2 protein-coding genes are annotated in these 2,630 nt (G+C 68.5%); both read left to right on the top strand.

Annotated features, from left to right (window positions below; genetic code table 11):
• Positions 1-1,542, top strand: a 1,542-nt coding sequence (locus AC1DU6_RS26780; RefSeq protein WP_477860826.1) for a DUF885 domain-containing protein, incomplete at its 5' end; no start/stop codon positions are given.
• Positions 1,539-2,450 (top strand): M14 family metallopeptidase, encoded by a 912-nt coding sequence (locus AC1DU6_RS26785; RefSeq protein ID WP_056192858.1) that lies wholly within the window; start codon positions 1,539-1,541, stop codon positions 2,448-2,450. The genes AC1DU6_RS26780 and AC1DU6_RS26785, both read left to right, overlap by 4 nt.
• Positions 2,451-2,630 lie beyond the last annotated feature (180 nt).

A 2,630-nucleotide genomic window follows, 5' to 3' on the forward strand; every position in this document is an offset into this window, starting at 1 on the left:
GCTTTTGCCCGCGACATGCTGGCCCGCGCCCGCGCCATGGACGCCGGCCTGCTGGGCGACACCGACCGCGTCTCCCTGGCGCTCTTCATCAACCGCTACCAGCAGGAGGTGGCCATGCAAGGCTTCGCCGGCTGGCGCACCTTGACGCTGGGCACCCTGTACGGCGCGCAATCGGCCCTGGCCGGCTTCGCCCGCAATGTGCCGGTCAACAACGAGACCCAGGTCAAGCAGTGGCTGACGCGCCTGGCCGCCTACCCGGCGCGGGTTGACCAGGAAATCGCCATCCTGCGCCAGGGCCTGACCCTGGGTTGGGTCACCTCCAAGCCGGTGCTGGCGCGTGCCATTGCCCAGGTGGAAGGGCAGCTGACCGAGGACGTCACCAAGAGCCCGGTCTACGAGCCCTTCACGCGCATGACGGTGGACGCCAGCGTCAAGGCCAACTACCAGGCCCAGGGCCAGGCGGCCATGCGCGAGATCTTCTACCCGGCCCAGCGCAAGCTGCTCGCCGTCATGAAAGACGAGCTGATGGCCAAGGCCCCCGACAGCGGCTCGCTGTCGAGCTACCCCGGCGGCGACAAGGTCTACGAGGCGTTGATCCAGCGCCATGTGACGCTGCCGCTGGCGGCGGGCGACATCCACACCACCGGCCTGCGCGAGGCCGCGCGCATCCGCGCCGAAATGGAGAAGGTCAAGGCCGAGGTCGGTTTCGACGGTGACCTCGCCGCCTTCAAGAAATTCCTCTACAGCGACCCCAAGTTCTTCAACCAGACGGCCGACGAGCTGCTGGACGGCTACCGCGCCATCGCCAAGCGCATCGACCCTGAGCTGCCCAAGCTCTTCGCCCAGCTGCCRCGCTCGCCCTATGGCATTCGCGGCATGCCGCCCTATACCGGCGAAGGCGCGGCCGACAACTACAACGGCCCCTCGCTGGACGGCACGACCCCCGGCTGGTTCAACGCCAACGCGATCTCGTTCAAGCGCCGGCCCAAATGGGCGATGGAGACGCTGGTGGCCCACGAGACCGTGCCCGGCCACCATCTGCAGATCTCACGCCAGGTCGAGCTGGGCGAGCTGCCCAACTTCCGCCGCCAGTCGCAGTACTCGGTCTTCAGCGAGGGCTGGGCGCTGTATGCCGAGACGCTGGGCCCGCAGATCGGCCTGTTCCGCGACCCCTACGCGCGCTTTGGCCACTTGCAGGCGCAGATGTTCCGCGCCGCGCGCCTGGTCGTCGACACCGGCCTGCATGCGCTGGGTTGGAACCGCGACAAGGCCATCGCCTACATGATCGAGCAGACCGGCCACGACGCCACCTTCATGACGGCTGAGGTCGACCGCTACCTGTCCCAGCCCGGCCAGGCGCTGAGCTACATGATGGGCGAACTGAAGATCAAGGAACTGCGCGCCCGGGCTGAAACCGCCTTGGGGGCCAAGTTCGACCAGCGCCGCTTCCACATGGCCGTCATCGACCAGGGCGCCATGCCGCTGCCACTGCTGGAGCAGCGCCTCAATGCCTGGATCTTGAGCGAAAAGGCACGGCCATGAACTACGCAATCGGCATTCCCGGCCAGCCCTGGGGCCCGGGCGAGGTCGCCGCCTGGCGCGGGCGCCTCGTCAAGCAGCGCAGCTTTGCGGCTGACGTGCTCGCCACCATCGAGCCTCTGAAGCAGGATTTCGACGTCAGCGAATACGGCGCCGTGGTCTGCGACGGCGAACGCTTCCCGCTGCTGGCCATCCGCAGCCGCGGCTGGCGCGACGACCTGCCCATCTTCGTCGTGACCGGCGGCGTRCATGGCTACGAGACCAGCGGCGTGCATGGTGCGCTGCAGTTCGTCCGCGAGCATGGGCAGGAAGCTGCCGGCCAGGCCAACCTGCTGGTGGTGCCCTGCGTCAGCCCCTGGGCCTATGAGCGCATCCAGCGCTGGAACTTCGATGCAATCGACCCCAACCGCAACTTCCGCGAAGGCAGCCCCGTGGCCGAGTCCGCGGCCCTGGTGGCCTTGCTCGCACCGCTGCGCGGCCGCGTGCTGATGCACATCGACCTGCACGAGACCACCGACACGGACGAATCAGAGTTCCGCCCTGCCCTGGCGGCGCGCGATGGCGAGGTGTTCGAGCCCGGGCTGATTCCCGATGGCTTCTACCTCGTCGACGACGCCGAACACCCGCAACCCGAATTCCAGCGGGCCGTCATCGCCGCGGTGGCCCAGGTCACCCACATCGCCGAGCCCGATGCCAACGGCCAGATCATCGGCTGCCCGCTGCAGTCGCCCGGCGTCATCAGCTTCGCAGTGCGCAGCCGCAACCTGTGCGCCGCCATCACCGGCGCCCGCTTCAGCACGACGACCGAGGTCTACCCGGACAGCGCGCGCGCCACGCCCGAGCAATGCAATGCGGCGCAGGTCGCGGCCACCCGTGCCGCGATCGGCTACGCGCTGGCGGCCGAGATCTGAACCTCAGGCGGCGTCATTCGCAGACCAGCAGGCCTCTGGCACCCACCCCATGCGTGGACTGCAGCAAAGAGGTGGCATTTACCAGCCGCCCCATCCGGCGCCGCACGACGCCCTCGGCATCACGCTCGAGCTTGACGCAGAGGTCGGGGTCCAGCCCCATCGCGATGCGCTCCTCGAAGG

This window comes from Roseateles sp. P5_B10 (genome assembly GCF_056400485.1).